The 20,790-nt window shown below is 69.2% G+C and carries 15 protein-coding genes, 1 tRNA gene and 2 pseudogenes; 11 read left to right on the top strand and 7 right to left on the bottom strand.

From position 1 onward, the window contains the following. Together OPU66_RS10350 and OPU66_RS10355 are read left to right on the top strand one after the other, a co-directional pair. Positions 1-1,670 (top strand): phosphoenolpyruvate carboxylase (locus OPU66_RS10350; protein WP_498553558.1); only part of this gene is annotated, 1,670 nt, incomplete at its 5' end. Positions 1,671-1,771: 101 nt separating this feature from the next. Continuing rightward, entirely contained in the window at positions 1,772-2,002 is a 231-nt protein-coding gene (locus OPU66_RS10355) for a hypothetical protein (protein ID WP_498553559.1), read from the top strand. A 491-nt stretch (positions 2,003-2,493) separates the two neighbouring features. On the opposite strand, the pseudogene OPU66_RS10360 reads toward OPU66_RS10355, so the two are convergent. From OPU66_RS10360 to OPU66_RS10375, 4 genes and pseudogenes are all read right to left on the bottom strand, one after another. Next, positions 2,494-2,601, bottom strand: a pseudogene (locus tag OPU66_RS10360) (PEPxxWA-CTERM sorting domain-containing protein); the annotation flags it as partial. Positions 2,602-2,613: 12 nt separating this feature from the next. Further along, positions 2,614-3,714, bottom strand: a pseudogene (locus tag OPU66_RS10365) (NF038122 family metalloprotease); the annotation flags it as partial. 173 nt (positions 3,715-3,887) lie between these two features. Beyond that, the gene (locus OPU66_RS10370; protein WP_498553561.1) at positions 3,888-5,072 is read right to left on the bottom strand and encodes an FAD-binding domain-containing protein; all 1,185 of its coding nucleotides are present in this window, start codon (positions 5,070-5,072) and stop codon (positions 3,888-3,890) included. Further along, positions 5,065-6,030: an NAD(P)/FAD-dependent oxidoreductase gene (locus OPU66_RS10375; protein ID WP_498553562.1), complete on the bottom strand. Its 966-nt coding sequence runs from the start codon at positions 6,028-6,030 to the stop codon at positions 5,065-5,067. Before OPU66_RS10375 ends, OPU66_RS10370 begins: the two co-directional genes overlap by 8 nt. Positions 6,031-6,160: 130 nt before the next feature. Here OPU66_RS10375 and OPU66_RS10380 point away from each other — a divergent pair, with 130 nt between their 5' ends. From OPU66_RS10380 to OPU66_RS10390, 3 genes are all read left to right on the top strand, one after another. Continuing rightward, the gene (locus tag OPU66_RS10380) at positions 6,161-6,802 is read left to right on the top strand and encodes a sigma-70 family RNA polymerase sigma factor (protein WP_498553563.1); all 642 of its coding nucleotides are present in this window, start codon (positions 6,161-6,163) and stop codon (positions 6,800-6,802) included. Then, positions 6,787-7,536, top strand: coding sequence for an anti-sigma factor (locus tag OPU66_RS10385; RefSeq protein WP_498553564.1), 750 nt, complete (start codon positions 6,787-6,789; stop codon positions 7,534-7,536). The genes OPU66_RS10380 and OPU66_RS10385 overlap by 16 nt, the downstream gene beginning before the upstream one ends. A gap of 423 nt (positions 7,537-7,959) precedes the next feature. Then, positions 7,960-8,511 (top strand): fasciclin domain-containing protein, encoded by a 552-nt coding sequence (locus OPU66_RS10390; RefSeq protein WP_498553565.1) that lies wholly within the window; start codon positions 7,960-7,962, stop codon positions 8,509-8,511. A 213-nt stretch (positions 8,512-8,724) separates the two neighbouring features. On the opposite strand, the gene OPU66_RS10395 is transcribed toward OPU66_RS10390, so the two are convergent. Continuing rightward, entirely contained in the window at positions 8,725-9,738 is a 1,014-nt protein-coding gene (locus tag OPU66_RS10395; protein WP_498553566.1) for a glycerophosphodiester phosphodiesterase, read from the bottom strand. 90 nt (positions 9,739-9,828) lie between these two features. Between OPU66_RS10395 and OPU66_RS10400 the strand changes: the two genes are divergently transcribed. Next, complete coding sequence (locus tag OPU66_RS10400) at positions 9,829-11,010, top strand: glycosyltransferase family 4 protein (protein WP_498553568.1); 1,182 nt, start codon at positions 9,829-9,831, stop codon at positions 11,008-11,010. Positions 11,011-11,190: 180 nt separating this feature from the next. Here the strand turns inward: OPU66_RS10400 and lepA are convergent, their stop codons facing one another. Beyond that, positions 11,191-12,999 (bottom strand): translation elongation factor 4, encoded by a 1,809-nt coding sequence (gene lepA, locus OPU66_RS10405; protein ID WP_498553569.1) that lies wholly within the window; start codon positions 12,997-12,999, stop codon positions 11,191-11,193. Positions 13,000-13,238: 239 nt separating this feature from the next. On the opposite strand from lepA, the gene OPU66_RS10410 reads away from it, so the two are divergent. The 5 genes from OPU66_RS10410 (at position 13,239) to OPU66_RS10430 (ending at position 18,585) form a co-directional block, all read left to right on the top strand. Continuing rightward, entirely contained in the window at positions 13,239-13,997 is a 759-nt protein-coding gene (locus OPU66_RS10410) for a CsgG/HfaB family protein (RefSeq protein WP_498553588.1), read from the top strand. A 208-nt stretch (positions 13,998-14,205) separates the two neighbouring features. Further along, a tRNA-Pro gene (locus OPU66_RS10415) sits at positions 14,206-14,282 on the top strand. A 248-nt stretch (positions 14,283-14,530) separates the two neighbouring features. Beyond that, the gene (locus tag OPU66_RS10420) at positions 14,531-16,027 is read left to right on the top strand and encodes an HAD-IB family hydrolase (RefSeq protein ID WP_498553570.1); all 1,497 of its coding nucleotides are present in this window, start codon (positions 14,531-14,533) and stop codon (positions 16,025-16,027) included. Positions 16,028-16,096: 69 nt separating this feature from the next. After that, a complete protein-coding gene (locus tag OPU66_RS10425; protein ID WP_498553571.1) occupies positions 16,097-17,248 on the top strand; it encodes a CDP-glycerol glycerophosphotransferase family protein in 1,152 nt (383 codons plus the stop codon). Then, on the top strand, positions 17,245-18,585 hold the full coding sequence (locus tag OPU66_RS10430; protein ID WP_498553572.1) for a lipopolysaccharide biosynthesis protein: 1,341 nt from the start codon (positions 17,245-17,247) through the stop codon (positions 18,583-18,585). The genes OPU66_RS10425 and OPU66_RS10430 overlap by 4 nt, the downstream gene beginning before the upstream one ends. Positions 18,586-18,827: 242 nt before the next feature. On the opposite strand, the gene OPU66_RS10435 is transcribed toward OPU66_RS10430, so the two are convergent. Next, complete coding sequence (locus OPU66_RS10435) at positions 18,828-20,756, bottom strand: SGNH/GDSL hydrolase family protein (protein WP_498553573.1); 1,929 nt, start codon at positions 20,754-20,756, stop codon at positions 18,828-18,830. Between the last annotated feature and the right edge of the window lie 34 nt (positions 20,757-20,790).

Raw genomic sequence — 20,790 nt, forward strand, 5'->3', positions numbered from 1 at the left:
CGCGCGCGACGGCGCTGGCCGCCCCGCCCTATCCCGATCCCGATGCGCTGCGCGCCGATCTGGTCGCCATCGCCCGGTCGCTGGGCGCGGGCGGCGGGCCGCTGGCCGGGGGCGGCGCGCTCGCCCGGCTGATCCGCGCGGTCGAGACGTTCGGCTTTCATCTGGCAACGCTCGACCTGCGCCAGAACAGCGCCGTGCATGAACGCGTGGTCGCCGAGCTGCTGGCCGCAGCCGGGGTCGAGGCCGATTATCTGGCGCTGGATGAAGCGGCGCGCATCGCGCTCCTCACCCGTGAACTGGCCTCGCCCCGCCCGCTCCGCTCGCCCTTTGCGCAATATTCGGACGAAACCGTCAAGGAGCTGGCGGTGTTCGACGCGGCGGCGGCCGCGCATCGCCGCCACGGGCTGGCGGCGGTTGAAAACTGCATCGTGTCGATGACCCGTTCGGTCTCCGACCTGCTCGAGGCGCAATTGCTGCTGAAGGAAGCCGGGCTGGCCGCGCCCGGCGCGCAGCCGGCGGTGATGGCGGTGCCGCTGTTCGAGACCATCGCCGACCTTGAGGCGGCCCCCGCGATCATGCGCGCATGGCTGGCGCTACCCCCGGTCGGCGCGGCGGCGCGGGCGCGCGGCTTTCAGGAGGTGATGCTCGGCTATTCGGACAGCAACAAGGATGGCGGTTATCTGACCTCGGTCTGGTCGCTCCACGAGGCGAGCGAGGCGCTGTGCGCGGTGTTTGCCGAAGCCGGGATCGGCATGCGGCTGTTCCATGGCCGGGGCGGCGCGGTGGGGCGCGGCGGCGGATCGTCCTTCGCCGCGATTCGCGGCCAGGCCCCCGGCACCGTGCAGGGGCGGATCCGCATCACCGAACAGGGCGAGGTGATCGCCGCCAAATATGGCACGGCCGAAAGCGCCGCCGCCAATCTGGAGGCGATGGCGGCGGCGACCGTGCTGACATCGCTCGCGCCCGAGGAGTTGTCGGCGGCCGACCGCCGCCGCTTTGCGGGTGCGATGACGACCATGTCGCGCACCGCCTTTGCCGCCTATCGCGGGCTGGTTTACGACGATGGCGATTTCCGCAGCTTCTTCCGGCAGATGACACCGGTCGCCGAAATCGCCACGCTCAAGATCGGCTCGCGCCCCGCCAGCCGCACCGCATCCGACCGGATCGAGGATCTGCGCGCCATCCCCTGGGTGTTCAGCTGGGCGCAGGCGCGGGTGATGCTGCCGGGCTGGTTCGGCGTCGGTCATGCACTGCAAGACATTGAAGATAAATCACTTCTGCGCGACATGGCGACAGCGTGGCCGTTCATGGCGACAACGCTCGCCAATCTCGAAATGGTGCTCGCCAAATCGGACATGGGGATTGCGGCGCGCTATGCCGGGCTGGTCGGCGACCACGCGGCGGCGGAGCGGATCTTCGGCCGCATCCGCGATGCGTGGTTTGCGACCCGCGACGCGCTGCTCGACGTCACCGATCAGCCCCGGCTGCTCGCGCGCAATCCCAAGCTCGATGCGTCGATCCGGCTGCGCCTGCCTTATATCGAGCCGCTCAACCTGCTCCAGATCGAGCTGCTCAAGCGCCACCGCGCCGGCGAAACCGATCCGCGCATTGCCGAGGGCATCCAGCTGTCGATCAACGCCATCGCCACCGCGCTGCGCAACAGCGGCTGACCCGGCAACCGGAGCGCCGGCGGGAACCACGGCCGGGGGCTGTGCGTCGATCCCCGCCGGGGCGATCCCGCCGCCGGCCCCCTGCAGGGGAGCGACCGACCATGGCCTGGTATCGTTTCTACCATCTGGGTTCGGACGGGCAGCTGGTGGTGCCCGAGGATTATGCCGCCGCCGATGATCTGTGCGCGCTGCGCAAGGCAAGAACCATGACCAACGCGCACGGAGCCGAGCTGTGGCGCGGGCCGCGCAAGATTGCCGATGTCCCGCCCAAAACGCGCGAACCGCATATCGGCCGGCCGGTGATGCTGTTCGGCAATCATCGCTGGGGCTGAGCGCACGGCATTTCAATCCGCCGCTTCCCCATCGCGTTTTTTCATGCAAACCTCTTGGCACAAAACGGGGGGAAGCATGGAAATATTGGGGGGCGTGATCGTCGTTCTTTTGCTTGTCATCGCCGGGCTCAATCTGGCCGAAGCGCGCGGACACAAGGCGCGCAGGTCAGACCGGCAGGAATAAGCCGGCTCGGGCCGGGGAAGCGCAGCGCTCCGGCCGCGCCGCCGACAGCGGTTCCGATCCGGCTGCATCGGATCGGCCGCTCCAGGCTTTTGATTTACCTCATTTTCCGAGGCGCCGGGTGAGTCTGCCCGCCTTAAAAATACTCAAGCCTTCAGGTCATAAGCCGGCCAGCCGCCGCGCCGGAAAAACAAAAACGCCGCGCAACCATCGGGCCGCGCGGCGTTTTCATGCCTGATCCAGATGCCGACTGGCCCGGCGGGGTCGGGTGCCAGCCCGGATCGGCCAGCACCCCCTCCCCCCGGAGCAATCAGGCGAAGCGGACGCCGACCCGGACGCGGCGGCGCACGGCAGCCCCGACAAAGCCGAAGCCGAGGATCATCATCGCCCAGGTCTGCGGCTCAGGCACCGCGGCCAGGTCATAGCCCATCGCATCGAACGCGATGATGTCGAACAGCGAGACCTGCTGGAACGGACGGCCGCCACCCGGTCCGGTCGCCGTCGGGTCCATGATCCCGATCGGCGGCGAGATGTTGAGCAGGGCATCGTCCTTCCAGTGGCTGGCCTGGCGGCCATCGCCCACCGTGCGCCCGGTCGACATCAGCGCGAGACAATTCTGCCCGCCATCGATCGAATAGCAGGGCGCGCCGGCGACGGTCCAGTCACGCACCGTCTGGCCATCGAGCGTGCCGTAGCGGAACAGGTCGTGCACCGTGCCCCAGGCGATGTTGTTGAGGCCGGTGCGGCCCGGCAGGGCGACGCCCGGCAGCGCGTTCACATCGGCGGTGTCGACGCCCGAGCGGAAGCCGAGCGCATGGCCGATTTCGTGCGCGGCCACGCCGACGAAATCGATCTTGCCCGCATCAATGCCGTCGGTCGGATCGAAATCCCAGTCGAACAGGGTCGAGAAGCTGACACTGCCGTCGCGTCCATTGGGATTGTTGGCCGCATAGACGGGGGCGAGGCCCATCGCCTTCATCTGCGCGGTGTTCACGTTCAGATTGTTGTTGTCGAACGAGTTGTTGGCATCAAGCACGCGGGTCTCGCGGTTGATCGGCTGGCCGGCCGGTTCGTTCGACGCGAAGGTCAGCGGCCCTTCGGCAAGCGAGGCGACCGCGACCTGGTCGAAGGTCGATTTGGCATCGGCGATCAGCGCCTGACGCACCGCCGAATAGCCGACGGTGTTGGTGGTCGAACCCGTCGAGCCGAGAATGCCGGTCCCGAGCTGCGAGAAGCGCACATCGAGCCGGATGGTGATGTTGTCGTTGAACAGGCTGGTCCAGTAACGGGCCGCCGCCTCGAACGCCGCGCGCGCCTGGGTGCCTTCGCCCACGCCGCCCAGATCGTTGAGGATGATGGTCATGCCGCCGCCGCCATTGCTGGACTGGACGGAGAAGCTGTTGAGGCTGTTCGGGTTGTAGGTCCCGTTATCCTCGACGAACTGGTGGTTGCAGGTGGCCGTGTGGACATGGCCGAGCTGCGCCTGCGCCGCCGACGGCATGGTCAGGGCGCCAAGCGCCACGCCGCCCATGGCGGCGATGATCAATCTGCTCACGCAATACTCCCCTTTTTTCTGGGCGGGCTGCTACCCCACAGCCCGCGCGGGAGGATGCTGACTGAGCCTTATGGTAAATCAAGTATTAACTTATTGAATATCAATGATATAGAATATCATGTGTCCTTTTGGCACCATTTCGGGGGACATCAGCCCAGATCGAGGCCAAGGGGTGCGAGCGCGCGCGGGGCCTTTTGCTTGACCTTGAAAAAGCCGGCGGTGGCGAGCGGCCAGACCGCCCAGTCATAAGGATCATCGACGAGCGCCGCCCCGGCCAGAGCGTCGCCCCAGAGATCGGCCTCCGGCCCCGTCGGCAGGCGGAATGCGGTCAGCGGCCGCCCGGCGGCGGCAGCGGCGAGGTCCGCCGGCGTTGTAACCATCGCAGTCGGGCAGCCCCAGCGTGCTGCCGCGCGCTCGAGCATGTCGGCCACCGCCCCCCGGGCAAAATCGCCAACCGCCGGCGCGACGCCGCCCGGGCTGCGCGCATCGGGGGCCGACAGGCCGATCACCAGCGCGGGCGGATGGGCAAGGTCGGGCGCAAGCGCCAGACCTTCGCCGTCATGCACGACCAGCGCATGGCCGGCCGCCACCGCCCCGCCGGGTGCGGGCAGCGGCACCAGCGGATGTTCGGCCGCCTCTTCAAGCGGGACGACATCCTCGACCAGCCCGTGCGGATCGAACCGCCCGGCCGTATAGCGGCGGATATTCTCGGCCCGCGCTGCATAGGCCTTGCCGCGCGTGTGCAGCCCGGCCACCCAGCGCCAGGACAGGGTGTTCGACGCCGCATCGCCGTCGAGCAGATGGCGCATGAACAGATCGGCCCCCAGCTGCCAGGGCAGGCGCAGCGTGAAGATCCAGATGCTCGCAAACCACATCCGCGCATGGTTATGCAGCCAGCCATGGGCGGTCAGCTCGGCGATCCAGGCGTCGAAACAGTCAATGCCCGTCCGCCCCGCCACCGCCGCGTCATAGGCGCGGCGCAGCCCGGCATTGTCCTCGATCCGGGCAAGCGCGGCATCGCGCTCCGCCACATAGGCGCGCCAGACGCTCGGCCGCTGTTCCAGCCAGCCGCGAAAATAGCCGCGCCACAGCACCTCCTGCACGAATTTCTCCGCCGCGCCGCCATGATCGGCGGTGGCGGCGGCGATCACCTCGCGCTCATGCACCAGCCGGTGGCGCAGCCAGGGCGACAGGCCCGACACATTGGGCCGGGCGAGCGCATCGCCCGCCACCGGACCAAGATCATGGTTGCGCCGGTCGGCATAGACCTCGCCCATCACGGGCGCGAAGGCGGCGATCCGGGCCAGCCCGGCGGCGCGGCGCGGCTCAACCATGATCGCCGCCGATCAGCGCCGCCAGCGCCCGCCCCGAAACATAGGCACTCTCGACGCGCGGCCCGACCAGCCAGTCGCCGCACACGCCGATCCGCAGCGCGGGGTTCCACAAAGCCGCCGGGCCGGGTTCGGGCGGCCGCGCCGCCATCGCATAGCGCCAGCGATGCGCGGTGACATAAGCCGGCGCTGGCAAAGCCGTGCCGATCGCCATGCCGAACGCGTCGATCAGCGTGGCGGCGACCGTCTCGGCCGGCTCCTCCAGATGCGCGACCGACCATTCGGGGCTGGCCTGGATGACGAACGCCTCCGGCCCCGTGCGCCCCGGCTTGGCCGAGTTGCGCGCGGCCCAGCCGATCACCGCACCGGCTCCACCCCCGCGCCAGCTGTCGGGGGCGGCCACCGGCGCGGCAAAGGCCGCCATCACCGTCCAGCATGGGGCGGAACGGCTGGCCATCGCCGGGGCGGCCAGCGCCGGATCATGCGGGCCGACCAGCGCCGCCTGCTGCTCGGCGGGCACCGCGACCAGCACCGCATCGGCGGCAAGGTCGAGCGCCGCGCCACCGGCATCGCCGGTCACGCGCCAGCCCGCCGCGGTGCGCACCAGCGCCTCGGCGCGCGCCGACCAGATCACATCATGCCCGGCGGCGAGCGCGCGCACCGGCGCGTTCATCCCCGGCACGCCGACAAAGGCATCCGCCCCCGCCGCCGGCCAGGGCGCGACGATGCCGGCGGCTGCCCATGCCCCGACCTGCGCGGCGAAATCGGGGGTGCGGGCGGTGAAATATTGCGCGCCATGATCGAACTGCACCGGCCCCAGCGGGGTTTCGGCCCGCCGGGTCGACATCCGCCCGCCCGGCCCGCGCGCCTTGTCGATCAGCCGCACCCGGTGGCCGGCGCCGGCCAGCGCATCGGCGGCGGCCAGCCCGGCCAGCCCTGCCCCGACAATGACGATCTGCATCCTGTCCCTCCCCGGCCCGGCCCCGCGCCGTGCGGGGCGGCCATAAAGCGTTTGCGCGCGGTGGGAAATGTCCCCGCCGCCACGCGACCGGCCATTGCAGAACGGGGCGGATCGATTAGCTTGGCGACCAGTGCAGCGCGACTCGCCAGTGCTGCGCGCGGGCGCGACCTTGGGGGCGGCGGAGCAGCGATTGGAACTGGTCAAACCGTCTTACCGCACGGGTGCCGACGAGGCCCGCGAACGCCTGTCGGCGGCGCTTGCCCGCGCGGCGGAGGGCGACCGGCGCGCTTTTTACGAAGTCTATCAGCGCAGTTCAGCGAAACTTTACGGGATCTGCTGCCGTATCTTGGGCGAAGGCCATGACGCGGAGGAGGCGTTGCAGCACGCCTATCTGAACATCTGGCGGCGGGCCGACCGCTTCGACCCCAGCCGCGCCAGCCCGATCACCTGGCTGGCGGCGATCGCACGCAACAGCGCGATCGACCGGCTGCGTGCGCGCGGCGGGGCGATCATGGCGCCGATCGAGGACGCATTCGACGTCGCCGATCCCGCCCCCGATGCCGCGGCGCTGGCCGAAATGGCCGAAGACGGCGCGCGGCTGCATGCCTGTCTGGGCGATCTGCCGGGGCGCGAGGCGGGGCTGATCCGCGCCGCGTTTCTGGAAGGGGCCAGCTATCCCGAACTCGCCCAGCGGTCGTCCGAACCGCTCGGCACGGTCAAGAGCCGGATCCGCCGCGCTCTGCTGAAGCTGCGTGAGTGTCTGAGCCGGTGAACGACGAGGATGATCTGCTGGCCGCCGAACACGCGCTGGGCCTGAGCGACGCGACGGCGCGGGTCGATGGCGATGCCGGGTTTGCGCTGGCGGTCGACCGCTGGCGCGCGCGGCTGCTGCCGATGATGGGCGCGCCCGAAAAGGCCCCGCCGACCGAGCTGTGGGCGCGCATCGCCGAAAGCCTGCCGCCCCCTGCGCCCGCCGCGCGCCCGGCGCGGACCGACGGCCCGCGCATCTGGCGGATGGCCACCTATGCCTTGGCGGCACTGGCCGCGAGCTTTCTGGCGGTGATCGTGCTGCGCCCGGTGACCCCGGTGCCCGCCCCGACCGCCCAGACGGCGTCCGCCCCCCCGGCTGCCACCGGACCCAAGACCGGGGCCGAGGACGCCGCGCCGATCATGGTCGCCGCCCTCACCCCCGCCGCGCGCGCCGGCGGCACCGGGCTGGTCGCCATCACCTTTGACGGGCGCGAGGGACGGATGACCGTGCTGCCGACCGGCATGGATGCGGGCGGCAAGGCGGCGGAGCTGTGGGTGATCCCCGCCGACGGCAAGCCGCGCTCGCTGGGCGTCATCCCCGACAAGAGCGCCGCGACGATGGTGATCGCGCCGGCCGAACGCCGGATGCTGGGCGCGGGCGTCAGGCTGGCGATCACCCTTGAACCCCCGGGCGGCGCGCCCGGCGGCCGCCCCAGCGGCCCGGTGGTGATGGCGGGAGAAATGCGCGCGGTCTGAGCGGGGGTGGTGATTGTGGTGCGGCTCACCGTTGCTTGTGGTGCGGCTTTCGCCGCACGGGCGGGGTTGTCTGTTGCGCGCCTGACGGCGCGCGGGCGGCACCGGCCCACACCCCCACCCGGCCTCCCAACGGCAGTATATTATGGGAGGCCGGGAGGGGGTGCGGGCTGGTGCCGCGACGCAAACAAAAACGCGCGGGCCGGTGCCGTTCTTCCCAGCTAACAACTCCCGGTGCCGTTCTTCTCAGCTAACAACTCCCGGTGCGGCGACCTGAACGCCACCTCCGCGCGCCCCATCCCGACCAGACGTTGCCGATCAGCGACCAGCCGTTGGCGACACGCTGCATCCGCCGCCCCCGCCCATGCGTAGCTGGCTGCGTGGCCCCGAACCCCTGACGGGGCCACAACCAGAAAGGGATTTGACATGAAGCTGATGCTGAAGGCGGCGACCGCCGCTGTCCTGTTCGCCGCCGCCGGTGCGGCCATCGCCGCCGACACCGCGCCCATCGTGGGCGGTGCGCCGATGTATCCGAACAAGACGATCGCCGAAAATGCCGTCAACTCCAAGGATCACACCACGCTGATCGCCGCGGTTTCGGCGGCCGGCCTGGTCGATGCGCTGAAGGGCCCCGGCCCGCTGACCGTGTTCGCGCCCGTCAACGCCGCCTTTGCCAAGCTGCCGGCCGGCACCGTCGAAACGCTGCTCAAGCCGGAAAACAAGGCCGCGCTGACCGGTGTGCTCACCTATCATGTCGTCCCCGGCCGCGTGACCGCCGCCGATCTGGTCGGCAAGATCAAGGCCGGTGGCGGCAAGGCCGTCGTCAAGACGCTCAATGGCGGCACGCTCACCGCGACGCTGATGGGCGACACGGTGATGCTGACCGACCAGAAGGGCGGCATGGCCCATGTCACCCAGGCCGATGTGATGCAGTCGAACGGCGTCATCCATGTGATCGACGCGGTCGTCCTGCCGTAAACCGCACATGCTTCCGCGCGGGCCGGGCGGACGTCCGCCGCCCGCCCCGCGCGGCAAGACCGGGAGGGGCCGTCCCCCTGACACGGCCCGTCCCGTCTCATCCGCCGGCCCCGTCAACCGCCGCAAAGGCAAGGAACCGGACGGATCCATGGCTGGGCGAAGGCCGTTCCTTTCCCCCCTTGCACCCGGGGACGGCCTTCGCCCTTTTCGCGGTCAGCGCCCGGCTGCGACAGCCGCCACCGCGGCTGCCGGATAATCGCTGAACAGGCCGTCGACCCCGGCGGCCAGAAACTGCGCCAGCTCCTCGGCCAGCCGGCCATGCGCCCCGCCCGCATCGCCGCTGCGCAGTTCGGCGGCGAGGAACATGTTTTCCGCCCGGAACGTCCAGGGATGGACGACCAGCCCGGCGGCATGGGCATCGGCGACCAGCCGGGTCGGCGGCAGCGAGCGGCCACCAGCATCGCGCGGCACCACCAGCGTCTTTTCCGGCCCGATGCCGGCGGCATAGCCGGCAATCTCCTTCAGCCCCGCCGGCGTCAGCATCTCCGCATAGGTGACGCCCGGCCGGTCGGGCGGCCCGCCCGCCCCGGCGACCAGCTGGACAAGGCGCAGCGCCGTCATCCCCTTAAGCATCTTCAGATTTTCAACCTCGAAGCTCTGGATGAACACCGGGTCGCCCGCCCGCGTCCAGCCATGATCGGCCAGCACCTTGAGCATCGCCGGCTCGAGCGGCAGGCCGATGGCGCGGAAATAGGACGGATGCTTGGTCTCCGGATAAACACCGACGCCGCGCGCGCGCGCCAGCGCCACCACCTCGGCAAAGGTCGGGATGCGTTCATCGGCATAGGCGGTGTTGCCGGGCCTGAGCCGGGGCAGCCGTTCGCGCGCGTGCAGCGTCTTCAGCTCGGCAAGAGTGAAATCTTCGGTGAACCAGCCGGTCATTTCCACCCCGTCGATCCGCCGGGTCGTGCGGCGGGCGGCGAATTCGGGGCGTTCGGCGACATCGGTGGTGCCCGAAATCTCGTTTTCGTGGCGCGCGACCAGCACGCCGTCCCGCGTCATCACCAGATCCGGCTCGATGAAATCGGCGCCCTGTTCGATCGCGCGCTGATAGGCGGCGAGCGTATGTTCGGGCCGCTCGCCGCTCGCGCCGCGATGGGCGATCACCACCGGGCGGGCGGATGCGGGAACGGGCGCGGCGGCGGCGGGAGGCATAAGCGCGGTCATGGCCGCCAGAATGGCAAGGGCGGCGCGAAACGAAAGGCCGGCGGTGAAGGGCATGTGACTTTTTCTCCCGGTCCCGCTAGCAGCGCGGGGATGAATGCCACCGACCTTCGCATCGCTTTGTTTAGCGGAAACTACAATTACGTCCGCGACGGGGCGAATCAGGCACTCAACCGGCTGGTCGGCTATCTGCTGCGCCAGGGCGCGCAGGTGCGCGTCTATGCCCCGGTGGTCGACACGCCGGCCTTCCCGCCGACCGGCGATCTGGTCGGCGTCGCCTCGGTCCCGGTGCCGGGGCGCGGCGAATACCGGATCGCGCTCGGCCTGCCGGCGGCGGCGCGGCGCGATCTCGACGATTTCGCGCCCAACCTGATCCATCTGTCCGCCCCCGATATTCTCGGGCACCGCGCACTCGCTTATGCGCGCCGCCGTGATCTGGCGGTCGTCGCCTCGGTGCATACGCGGTTCGAGACCTATCCGCGCTATTACGGCCTCGCCTTCATGGAACCGGCGGTCGAGGCGGTGCTGCGCCGTTTCTACCGCCGCTGCGACGCGATTGTCGCGCCGTCGGATTCGATGGCGCAGTGCCTGCGCGGCCAGCGGATGAGCTATGATGTCGGCATCTGGAGCCGGGGGGTGGACCGCGACATCTTCCATCCCGGCCGCCGCGATCCGCAATGGCGGCAGGCGCTGGGGATCGCCGATGACGATGTCGTGATCGGCTTTCTCGGCCGGCTGGTGATGGAAAAGGGCCTCGACGTGTTTTCCGACACGATCGACGCGCTGGAGCGCCGCCAGCTGCGCCACAAGGTGCTGGTGGTGGGCGACGGCCCGGCGCGCGACTGGTTCGAACGCCGGCTGCCTCAGGCGGTGTTTGCCGGCTTTCAGGGCGGGGCCGATCTGGGCCGCGCGGTCGCATCGATGGACATGCTGTTCAACCCCAGCGTCACCGAGACGTTCGGCAATGTGACGCAGGAAGCGATGGCCTGCGGCATTCCGGTGATCGCCGCGCGCGCGACCGGCAGCGAAAGCCTGGTGGCCGATGGCGTGACCGGCCGGCTGGTCCGCCCCGGCGCGATCGAGGCGTTTGCCGATGCGCTGGGCGAATATCTGGCCGATCCCGAGGCGCGCATCGCCGCCGGTCAGGCGGGTCTGGCCCGCGCCGCCCAGTCGGGCTGGGATCAGGTCAATCAGGCGCTGGTCGACACCTATCTGCGCGTGCTGCGCCAGCGCCGCGACGGCGGCGGCGCGCCGCAACCCAGCCCGGTGCCCTGACCGGGGCCGGGGTTCGCCCCGCCCCGCTCCATCGTCGGCCTGAAGCGCCGGGCCGGTCAGCCCGGCTGGAACATTCCCCAGAGCATTTTCAAGCCGGGTTGGATCACCCGGCGACTCGGAAAATGCGCCAAATCAAAGGCCTAGAGCGGCCGATCCGATGCAATCGGATCGGAAACCGCTCTAGCCCTCGTCGCCCATGCGCAGCGCGGCGATGAACGCTTCCTGCGGAATCTGGACGCTGCCATATTCGCGCATGCGCTTCTTGCCTTCCTTCTGCTTTTCCAGAAGCTTGCGCTTGCGGGTAATGTCGCCGCCATAGCATTTGGCGGTCACGTCCTTGCGCAGCGCGGCGATCGTCTCGCGCGCGATCACCTTGCCGCCGATCGCCGCCTGGATCGGAATCTTGAACAGATGGCGCGGGATCAGATCCTTCAGCCGCTCGCACATATGGCGGCCGCGCGCCTCGGCGGCGCTGCGGTGGACGATCATCGACAGCGCATCGACCGGCTCGGCATTGACGAGGAGCGACATCTTGACGAGGTCGCCCGGCCGGTAGCCGATCTGTTCGTAATCGAAGCTGGCATAGCCGCGGCTGATCGATTTCAGCCGGTCGTAGAAATCGAACACGACTTCGTTGAGCGGCAGCTCATAGGTCAGCTGCGCGCGGCCGCCGACATAGGTCAGGTTCTTCTGGATGCCGCGCCGGTCCTGACACAGCTTGAGGATCGCGCCCAGATATTCGTCGGGGACATAGATCACCGCCTCGATCCACGGCTCCTCGATCTCGGCGATGCGGTTGGGATCGGGCATGTCGGCGGGGTTGTGCAGCTCGATCTGCCGCCCCTCGGCCTCGCCCGCCGCCTTGGTGAGGGTGAGCTTGTAGACGACGCTCGGCGCGGTGGTGATGAGGTCGAGATCATATTCGCGGGTCAGCCGCTCCTGAATGATCTCGAGGTGCAGCAGCCCCAGAAACCCGCAGCGAAAGCCGAAGCCGAGCGCGGCCGATGTTTCCATCTCGAAGCTGAACGACGCATCGTTCAGCCGCAGCTTGGAAATCGATTCGCGCAGCTTTTCAAAGTCGTTGGCATCGACCGGGAACAGCCCGCAAAACACCACCGGCTGCACCTCCTTGAAGCCCGGCAGCGGCTGGGCGGCAGGCTTTTTGGCGTCGGTGATGGTGTCGCCGACCATCGCCTGGCTGACATCCTTGATCTGCGCGGTGATGAAGCCGACCTCGCCCGGCCCGAGTTCGGGCATATGCTCGATCTTGGGGCGGAACACGCCCACCCGGTCGACCAGATGCGTGGTCCCGGCCTGCATGAACTTGATCTGCTGGCCCTTTTTCAGGACGCCATCGACCACGCGGACAAGGATGACGACGCCCAGATAGGGGTCATACCAGCTGTCGACCAGCATCGCCTGCAGCGGCGCGGTGGCATCGCCCTTGGGCGGCGGGATCTTCTTGACGATCGCATCGAGCACCTCGTCAATGCCGATGCCCGACTTGGCGCTGGCGAGCACCGCCTCGGACGCGTCGAGGCCGATAATCTCCTCGATCTCGGCGCGGACCTTTTCCGGCTCGGCGGCGGGGAGGTCGATCTTGTTGATGACCGGCACGATCTCATGATCATGCTCGATCGACTGATAGACATTGGCAAGCGTCTGCGCCTCGACGCCCTGCGCGGCATCGACGACCAGCAGCGCGCCCTCGCACGCCGCCAGGCTGCGCGACACCTCATAGGCGAAATCGACATGGCCCGGCGTGTCCATCAGGTTGAGGACATAGCCATTCCAGTCCAGCCGCACCGTCTGCGCCTTGATCGTGATCCCGCGCTCTTTCTCGATGTCCATATTGTCGAGCACCTGCGCCGACATTTCGCGCTCGGTCAGCCCGCCGGTGCGTTGGATCAGCCGGTCGGCAAGGGTCGACTTGCCATGGTCGATATGGGCGATGATCGAGAAATTGCGGATCTTGTCGAGGTCGGTCATCCCGCGCCCCTAGCATTGCCTGACGCGCTTGCCAAAGCCCGGGAAAAGCCGGTGCGGCGGCAGACGCTTTGCGCTATGCCGTGGGCGCAACAACAGGGGGTCGCCACCGGATGATCAGCCTGCGGGTCCGCGCCACGCGCCGACCGGGCGGCAGCGGTGCCGGCATGACCGGGTTCGACAGGACGAGGTTCAACGTCTGAGGGGCGAAAGGGAGGAATGACGTGGTGAAGTTGATGACGATGACGGCGGCGGCAATGGCGCTGCTGGCGGCCGGGCCGGCGCTTGCGGTCGACAAGAAGGACACCAAGGGCTCGTCGGCGCGGCAGATGCAGACCAAGCAGACCGCCGAAATCCCGGTGTGCACCAAAAAGCTCGGCACGATCGCGATCGTCGAGCCGGACAATCAGTGGTGGCGCGAACTCAATCTCGGCAGCCCCGAGGCGATCATCAAGATCTTCGTCCAGCGTTCGGGCTGCTTCACCCTCGTCAATCGCGGGCGCAGCATGGCCAGCCGCAACATGGAACGCGCGATGGCCGATGCCGGCGAGTTGCAGGCCGGATCGAATCTCGGGCGCGGTCAGGTGAAGGCGGCGGATTATTTCCTCCAGCCCGACATTGTCAGCTCCAACCGCAACTCGGGCGGCGGCGGCGCGCTCGGCGCGATCGGCGGGCTGCTCGGCGGACGGGCGGTCGGCGGGCTGCTGGGCGGGATTTCGGTCCGCAAGAGCGAGGCCAATGTCACCCTGTCGGTCGTCAACGCGCGCACCACCGAGGAAGAAGCGCTGGTTGAGGGCTATGCGCGCAAATCCGATCTCAGTTTCGGTGCCGGCGGCGGAGCGTTCTGGGGCGGATTCGCGGGCGCGGCCGGCGGCGGTTATCAGAACACCGAAATCGGCCAGGTGATCGTGCTCGCCTATCTCGACGCCTATACCAAGCTGGTGACCGAGCTGGGCGGCCTGCCCGAAAACGCCGCAGCCGCCGCCCCCAAGGCGCGCTGAACCCCAAAGCGCACTGAACCCTGGGCAGGGGCCGGCACGGATCGGCGGCGGGCGTCTCGACCATGGGGCGCCCGCCCGCCTCCATCGGCCCCCGCGCCGCTTTCTTGGGCGCGGCGACGGAAAGTTCGCATGACGCCCTTGATCCCCGCGCAAACCCCCGTTAAGGGCACCCTCCTTGCCTCCGGGGCGGTCCGCCGCCCGGTCCGGTCGGGGAGTAGCTCAGCCTGGTAGAGCACTGTCTTCGGGAGGCAGGGGCCGGAGGTTCGAATCCTCTCTCCCCGACCAACTTTCCTCGGTGAACATGGCGCAGCGCCGCACACGCGCCGCGTGAACAGCCGGTGGCACCACCCGGCATTCGCGCCTGCCCTGCCCCGTTCCGGTCGCTGCCGGACCCGGGATTTGCCTGCCTTGCAAAGCATTGCCGGAATGATATCGGGTTCAGGGATCGGGCGCCGCGATCCGTCGCGGTCGGCCAGCGCAACCTTGGGTGACGCGTCCTTGCTTCACGTTCGATCCGCACGGCGAAAGGCAGTATGAGTTCGGGGCAGAACCAGATCTGGTCCGTCGCCCTGCTCGCAGGGCAACGTCCGGGCATCGACCCGCTGGCGCGCGGGTTCCGCCGCGCATCCAAGGCACTGATTCCGATCAACGGCCGCCCGATGATCGCATGGGTGGTGGAGGCGCTGCTCCAGTCGCGCCATGTCGGCCGGATCGTCATCATCGCGCAGGACGACACTCTTCTCGACGATCCCGCACTCGCGCATGTCCTGAACGAGCCGCGCATCACGCTGGTCTCGGGTCAGGCCGGCATCTCGCGCAACATCATGGCGCTGGCGGGGCGCGCGGCGCTTCCCTGGCCGATCATGATCACCACCGCCGATCATCCGCTGCTCACCACGCAGATGGTCGACGATTTTCTGGTCAGGGCGTCGACCCATGACCTGTCGGTCGGCATGGTCGCCCGCACGACGATGCTGGCGCGCTATCCGGAGGCGGAGCGCACCTGGCTCCGGTTCAGCGACGATGGCTATACCGGGGCCAATCTGTTCGCGCTCAACTCGCCCGTCACCTGGAACGCGTTGCAGCTGTGGACGCTGGCCGAACAGGATCGGAAAAAGGCGTTGCGCCTGTTCCTGCATTTCGGGCCAAGGCTCGCGTTCAAGGCGCTGACCCGCCGCGTGTCCGGCCCCGAGGGCATCGCGCTGGCCGGCGGGCGGCTGGGCCTGTCGGCGCAGCTGGTGGCGCTGGCCGATCCCGATGCCGGCATCGATGTCGACAAATGGTCGGACTATTGGCAGGCGGATGCGATCCTGAAGGCGCGCGCTGCCGGGGCGGCGACCACCCCGTCGGGGGATCGCGCGCCGGCCAAAATCTCGATCTTCGATCTCGACCGGACATTGACCCGCCAGCCGACCTATACGGCGCTGCTGCTGTTCATGGCATGGCACCATGCGCGCTGGCGTCTGGTGCTGTCCCCGCTCGTCGTCATGGCGATGCTGGCCTATCTGGCAAAGCTGGTCAGCCGGGCGCGGCTGAAGGAGATCGAACATGCGCTGCTGATCGGCCGGGCGGTGCCGCGCCAGACCGTGCACGCGCTGGCCGAGCGCTTTGCCGACCGGCTGGACCGCAACGGCTTTTTCGCCGAAGGCCGGCAGCGCATCGCGGCCGAGCGCGCCGAGGGGCGGCGGGTGTTGCTGGCGACCGCGGCCAACGGCTTTTACGTCGAGGCGCTGGCACGGCGGCTGGGCATCGACGAGCTGGTGTGCACCCGTTCGACCTGGCACGATGACCAGCTGACCCCGGCAATCGATGGCGACAATTGCTATGGCGAAGCCAAGCGCGAAATGGTCGAGCGCCATCTGGAGGCGCAAGGCCTTGCACGCGGCGACGTGCATCTGCGGTTCTTTTCCGACCATGTGTCGGACAGGCCGACATTCGAATGGTCGGACGAACCCGTGGCGGTCAACCCGTCCGCCAAGCTCAGGGCGCTGGCGACGCGCAGGCGCTGGCCGGTGCTGAACTGGACGTGAGCCGCAGGTGACGGCAAAGGCAACAGGCCTGAACCGGGCAGGACACAGGGCAGTGATGGCAACGGCACCGTGCGCATAGGCTTTCTCTGCAACCACGATCAGATTCACCAGATCGCCCACAGCCTGCCGATCGCGCTGGCGCTGGCGGATCTTGGCCATGAGGTGCTGGTCGCCGCCAGCAGCGATGCCATCGTTGCGGAAATCACGCGGCTGGCAGGGCCGGAGCGGCTGGCCCGGCTCACGCTGGTCCGGCTTGATGTGCGGCGCGGCAGTTCACGCCTCGCGGAAAGGCTGCTCGGCGGGATCGTGCCGGCGCGGAAGATCGTCATCTACCGCGACAATCTCGACCTGTTCCGCAGCCTCGACGTGCTGGTGGTGACCGAGCGGACCTCGCTGCTGCTCAAGCAGCGTTACGGGCTGCACGCGCTCAAGATGGTGCTGGCCGATCATGGCGCGGGGGATCGCGCCATCGGCTTTGGCGCGTCGGCGGCCCTGTTCGACCACATCCTTGCCGCCGGGCCCAAGATCCGCGACCGGCTGGTCGCCGAAGCCGGGGTCGATCCGGCGAACATCACCATCACCGGCTATGCCAAGTTCGACACATTGGGGGGCGACCGGCCGACCCTGCCCATGCAGGCGAACGGGCGGCCGACGATCCTCTACAACCCGCATCTGTCGCCGCATCTGTCGTCCTGGTACCGGATGGGCCGGGCGGTGCTGGACCATTTCGTCGCCAGCCGGCGCTACAATCTGATCTTCGCGCCGCACATCATGCTGTTCCACCGGCGGTTCGTCGTCACCATCGACAGGCTGCGGATCGACCGGCCCGGCCGGATCGATCCGCGCTGGCTGGCCGCGCCCAACATCCATGTCGACACCGCCAGCCGCGCGCTCACCGACATGACCTATACCCGCGCGGCCGACATCTATCTGGGCGATGTCAGCAGCCAGGTTTACGAGTTTCTGCGCGAACCCCGCCCGTGCCTGTTCCTCAATGCCCATCATGTCGATCATGACGGCGACCCCAATTACGCCCATTGGCGGGCGGGACCGGTGCTGGATGATGTCGGCGATCTCGACGCGCGCATCGATGACGCCATTGCCAGCCATCAGGCCCGCTACCGCGCCGTGCAGGAGCAGCTGTTCGCCTATACCTTCGATCTGACCGGCGAGCCCTCGGCCATGCGCGCGGCGCGCGCGATCACGGCGCTTTACGCATGACGGACACCGCGCGCCCGCGCGGGGTCGTGGGCCGGATCTATGCCAATCTGGGCCTGCTGCTCGGCGGCAAGGCGATCGCCGGCATTTGCAGCCTCGCCTATCTGGTCATCGCCGCCCGCGCGCTGGGGCCGAAGGATTACGGCATCCTGATCCTTGTCCATGGCTATGCGCTGGCGGTGGGGGGCATCATCAGCTTTCCGGGCTGGCATGCGATCGTGCGTTATGGCGCACCGGCACTGGCGGAGGACGACCGGCCGCGGCTGTGGCGGCTGATGCGCTTCACCGCCTTGCTTGAGCTTGGCGCGGGCGCGGTCGCCATCGCGGCGGGGATGGTGCTGGCACCGGTGATCGCCCCCCGGCTGGGCATTGGCGGCGCGGCGCTCGATTATGTCGTGCCCTACAGCCTCGCCATCGTGATGGCGGTGCGCACCACCCCGGCGGGCTATCTCCAGCTGCTCAGGCAGTTCAAGCTGCTCGGCCTGCACCATGCGGTGATGCCGCTGTGCCGGCTGGTCGGCGCGGTCGGCGTGACGCTGCTCGGCATGGGGCTGACGGGGTTCATCATCGTCTGGCTGCTGGCATCGATCGCCGAATCCGCCAGCCTGTGGATCATGGGCTGGCTGGTCGCGCGGCAGCATGATCCCGGCGCCCGCCTGTTCCAGGCTCCGCCGGCCGATGCGCCCGCCATCGGCGCGGAAAATCCCGGGCTGTTGCGGTTCATGCTGTTCGCCAATGCCGATGCGACCTTTGCCGAGCTGTCGCCGCGCATCGCGCTGCTGGCGGTGGGCTGGATCCTCGGTCCGGCGGCGGCGGGGCTGTTTTCGGTCGCCCAGCGCGCCACCGTCATCATCGCCCAGCCCGCGCAGATTCTGGCGCAGGCCGCCTATACCGAGTTTGCCCATCTGATCGCCAATGGCGGCCGCGGCGCACCACTGCGCCGCGCGCTGTTCACCAGCATCGGCCTGTCGATGCTGGCCGCACTGCCGCTGGTCATCCTCATCGCCGGTTTTTCGCGCGACGTGGTGGTGCTGCTGGGCGGGGAGGCGTTTGCCGGCGCAGCGGCGCTTGCCGTCTGGCTGCTGGCGGCCCGGCTGATCATGCTGGCCGCCCCCCAGCTCAGCTCCGCGCTGATCGCGCTTGGCCATGCCGGCTGGTCGATGAGCGCCAATATCGTGTCGAGCGTGCTGGCATTGCCGCTGCAGCCGCTGGCTCTTCAGGGGTTCGGCCTGATCGGATCGGGCTATTTCGCGGTGCTGGAATCGGCCCTCGCCCTCACCGTGCTGGTGGTTCTGTGCCTGCGTGCGACAGGCGCTGCCGGCCAGCCACCCAATCCTTGAGAGGTTTTTCGGCGCCGGGCGGGATCGCCCGGCACCCTCCCTTCGAAATCCGGCAGGGCACAGGCCGGCAACAGCCAGCCAGCCCGGCTTGTTGCATGTGTCCTGGACGCGGGATGATCCAGCACAGGCCGAAAACACTCTGGAGCGGTTTTCGATCCGATTGCATCGGATAGGCCGCTCCAGGCGTTTGATTTGCCGCATTTTCCGAGTCGCCGGGCGATTCAGCCCGGCTTGAAAATGCTCTAGAAACGCATGGCAAGGGCCAGCGACCAAAGGCTGCTACCCCGGGCCGGGCCGGCGACCGTGCGGACATGGCGGGCCGTCAGATCGAAACCCGCGCGGCTGCCCAGCCGGATGCCGCCGCCCAGATCGACGGTGTCGCGCGCCGAATCCCGTGCCACCGTCTGCGCGGGCAGGGCGATATTGCCCGCCAGCTGCGACAGCAGCGTCTGCCGCCCGCCGGCAACATTGACCCGGCTGTCCGCTTCGACAAACGGGGCGACCGACAGGCCGCCGCCCTCCCCGCCGGCGATGCGCCACGCCGCCTCCATCCGCGACTCAAGCCCGGTGCGGGCGAGCCGCTGCCGGTCATAGATGAGCGCGAGGCCCTCCGCCCCGTCTTCGGCAAACCCGTCCAGCCGGATGCGTTCATAGACCAGCCGGCTGCGCACCTCGGCCGTGAACGGCCCGGCGGCGATGCGGTTAGCATAGCCGATCATCGCCGCAAGATGGCGGCCGCGCGTGCGCCCCTGCGCGACAAGGCCGGGCAGGCCGGTCTGCCGGCGCAGATCGGTCAGGCGCGGCGCGCCATAGGTGAAGCCGGCTTCGACCATCCCGACCGGCAGGTCGATGCCGGCAAAGCCGGTCACCGACAGGGTCCGCGCCCGTGCGGCACCGCCATCGGCAAAGGCGGTCCGGGCGCGGGTCCATGCGACCGACAGCCCGGCCTCGGCCGCGCCGAACCGCCCGCCAAGCCCGATCAGGCCGCCATCGGTCCGGGTGCGGCTGCGCGCGTCGCCGCCCGGGCCGGCAAAGCGCCCGCGCTCATGCAGTGGCGCGGCGAACAGGCGGATGCCGTCCGCCGGGCCAGTCCCCGCGCTGCGTGCGGCATCCGCCAGCCCGCGCAGCCGCGCTGCCTGGGCGAGCGCGAGATGGGGCAGCTGCGCCGTCTGGGCGGCGGCAGCGCCCGAGGCCCCGTCCAGCGTCGCGCCGACCCAGCGGGCGTAAAGCTGATGGCCGCTGCCGCTCAGATGGTTGCTGTCGAACCAGACGAACCGGTTCTGCGCGGCGGCGTCGGGCGCGCACAGCCGCCCATCGGCATCGACACAGGCCCGGTCGAGCGGGGCGAGGCCGAGCGCGCCGTGATTGGCCGCCAGCCAGTCGAAAAACGCCTGCTGGCGGATCAGCACCAGATTGGTGCCGGCAGGCAGGCCGGGGCGCAGATCGGCCAGCGTGGTGACAAGCGCATCATTGACGCCGCCGACGATGGTGGTGAGCGCGGTGCGCAGCGGCGCAAGCTCCGCCCCCGCGACCATCGGCAGATACTGGACCGGCGCGACCTCGGCGACCAGCACGGTGCGCGCGCCCAGCCCGGCCAGCCGGCGGACATGATCCGATGCCGCCGTGACAATGTCGCCGCCAATCGCCTCCGGCGCATCGCCCTCGGCCAGACGCAGCAAATCATTGGTGCCCGCCTGGATGACGAACAGGTCTGCCGGGGCCGGGCGGATGCGTCCCTGAGCGACCAGCGCGGCAAACTGGTCGATTTGCACGGCAACGCCGCTCGGCGGGACATCGGGCTCGCCACGCGCGGTCATGTGCGCGCCCGACACCGCAAAGCTGACCCCGCGCCCCGCCACTGGCGGGCCCGCGAGCAGCGCTGCGACCGGCCGCCCCAGCCGTTCGGCCCAGACCGGGCCGTTCGAATCGCGGCACAGATCGTCCGGGCAGAAATAGCCGGGCCGGTCGGCCGCCCGCTCGCCGCGCAGCCGGGCAAGATTGCCCTGATCCGAATCCGAATCCCCGAACACATAGAGCGCCCCGCCCGCCGGCCCGGCGGCGGCGACAGGCGCGGCAAATGGCAGGGCCAGCATCGCCGCACCCAGCAAGGCGGCACGGCGGACGGCGATGGCGGGGGCAGGCAGGCAATAAATGGAGGTAGCAGAAAACATGTGGGACAGATCCGGTGGTTGCTGACCGGACCGC

The organism is Sphingomonas sp. URJC2, from assembly GCF_059803575.1.

Bases quoted from the DNA above. Each gene is read 5' to 3' on its own strand.
- OPU66_RS10355 (WP_498553559.1), top strand. From the start codon at position 1,772: ATGGCCTGGTATCGTTTCTACCATCTGGGTTCGGACGGGCAGCTGGTG.
- OPU66_RS10370 (WP_498553561.1), bottom strand. From the start codon at position 5,072: ATGGTTGAGCCGCGCCGCGCCGCCGGGCTGGCCCGGATCGCCGCCTTC.
- OPU66_RS10375 (WP_498553562.1), bottom strand. From the start codon at position 6,030: ATGCAGATCGTCATTGTCGGGGCAGGGCTGGCCGGGCTGGCCGCCGCC.
- OPU66_RS10390 (WP_498553565.1), top strand. From the start codon at position 7,960: ATGAAGCTGATGCTGAAGGCGGCGACCGCCGCTGTCCTGTTCGCCGCC.
- OPU66_RS10395 (WP_498553566.1), bottom strand. From the start codon at position 9,738: ATGACCGCGCTTATGCCTCCCGCCGCCGCCGCGCCCGTTCCCGCATCC.
- OPU66_RS10400 (WP_498553568.1), top strand. From the start codon at position 9,829: ATGAATGCCACCGACCTTCGCATCGCTTTGTTTAGCGGAAACTACAAT.
- lepA (WP_498553569.1), bottom strand. From the start codon at position 12,999: ATGACCGACCTCGACAAGATCCGCAATTTCTCGATCATCGCCCATATC.
- OPU66_RS10410 (WP_498553588.1), top strand. From the start codon at position 13,239: ATGACGGCGGCGGCAATGGCGCTGCTGGCGGCCGGGCCGGCGCTTGCG.
- OPU66_RS10420 (WP_498553570.1), top strand. From the start codon at position 14,531: ATGAGTTCGGGGCAGAACCAGATCTGGTCCGTCGCCCTGCTCGCAGGG.
- OPU66_RS10430 (WP_498553572.1), top strand. From the start codon at position 17,245: ATGACGGACACCGCGCGCCCGCGCGGGGTCGTGGGCCGGATCTATGCC.
- OPU66_RS10435 (WP_498553573.1), bottom strand. From the start codon at position 20,756: ATGTTTTCTGCTACCTCCATTTATTGCCTGCCTGCCCCCGCCATCGCC.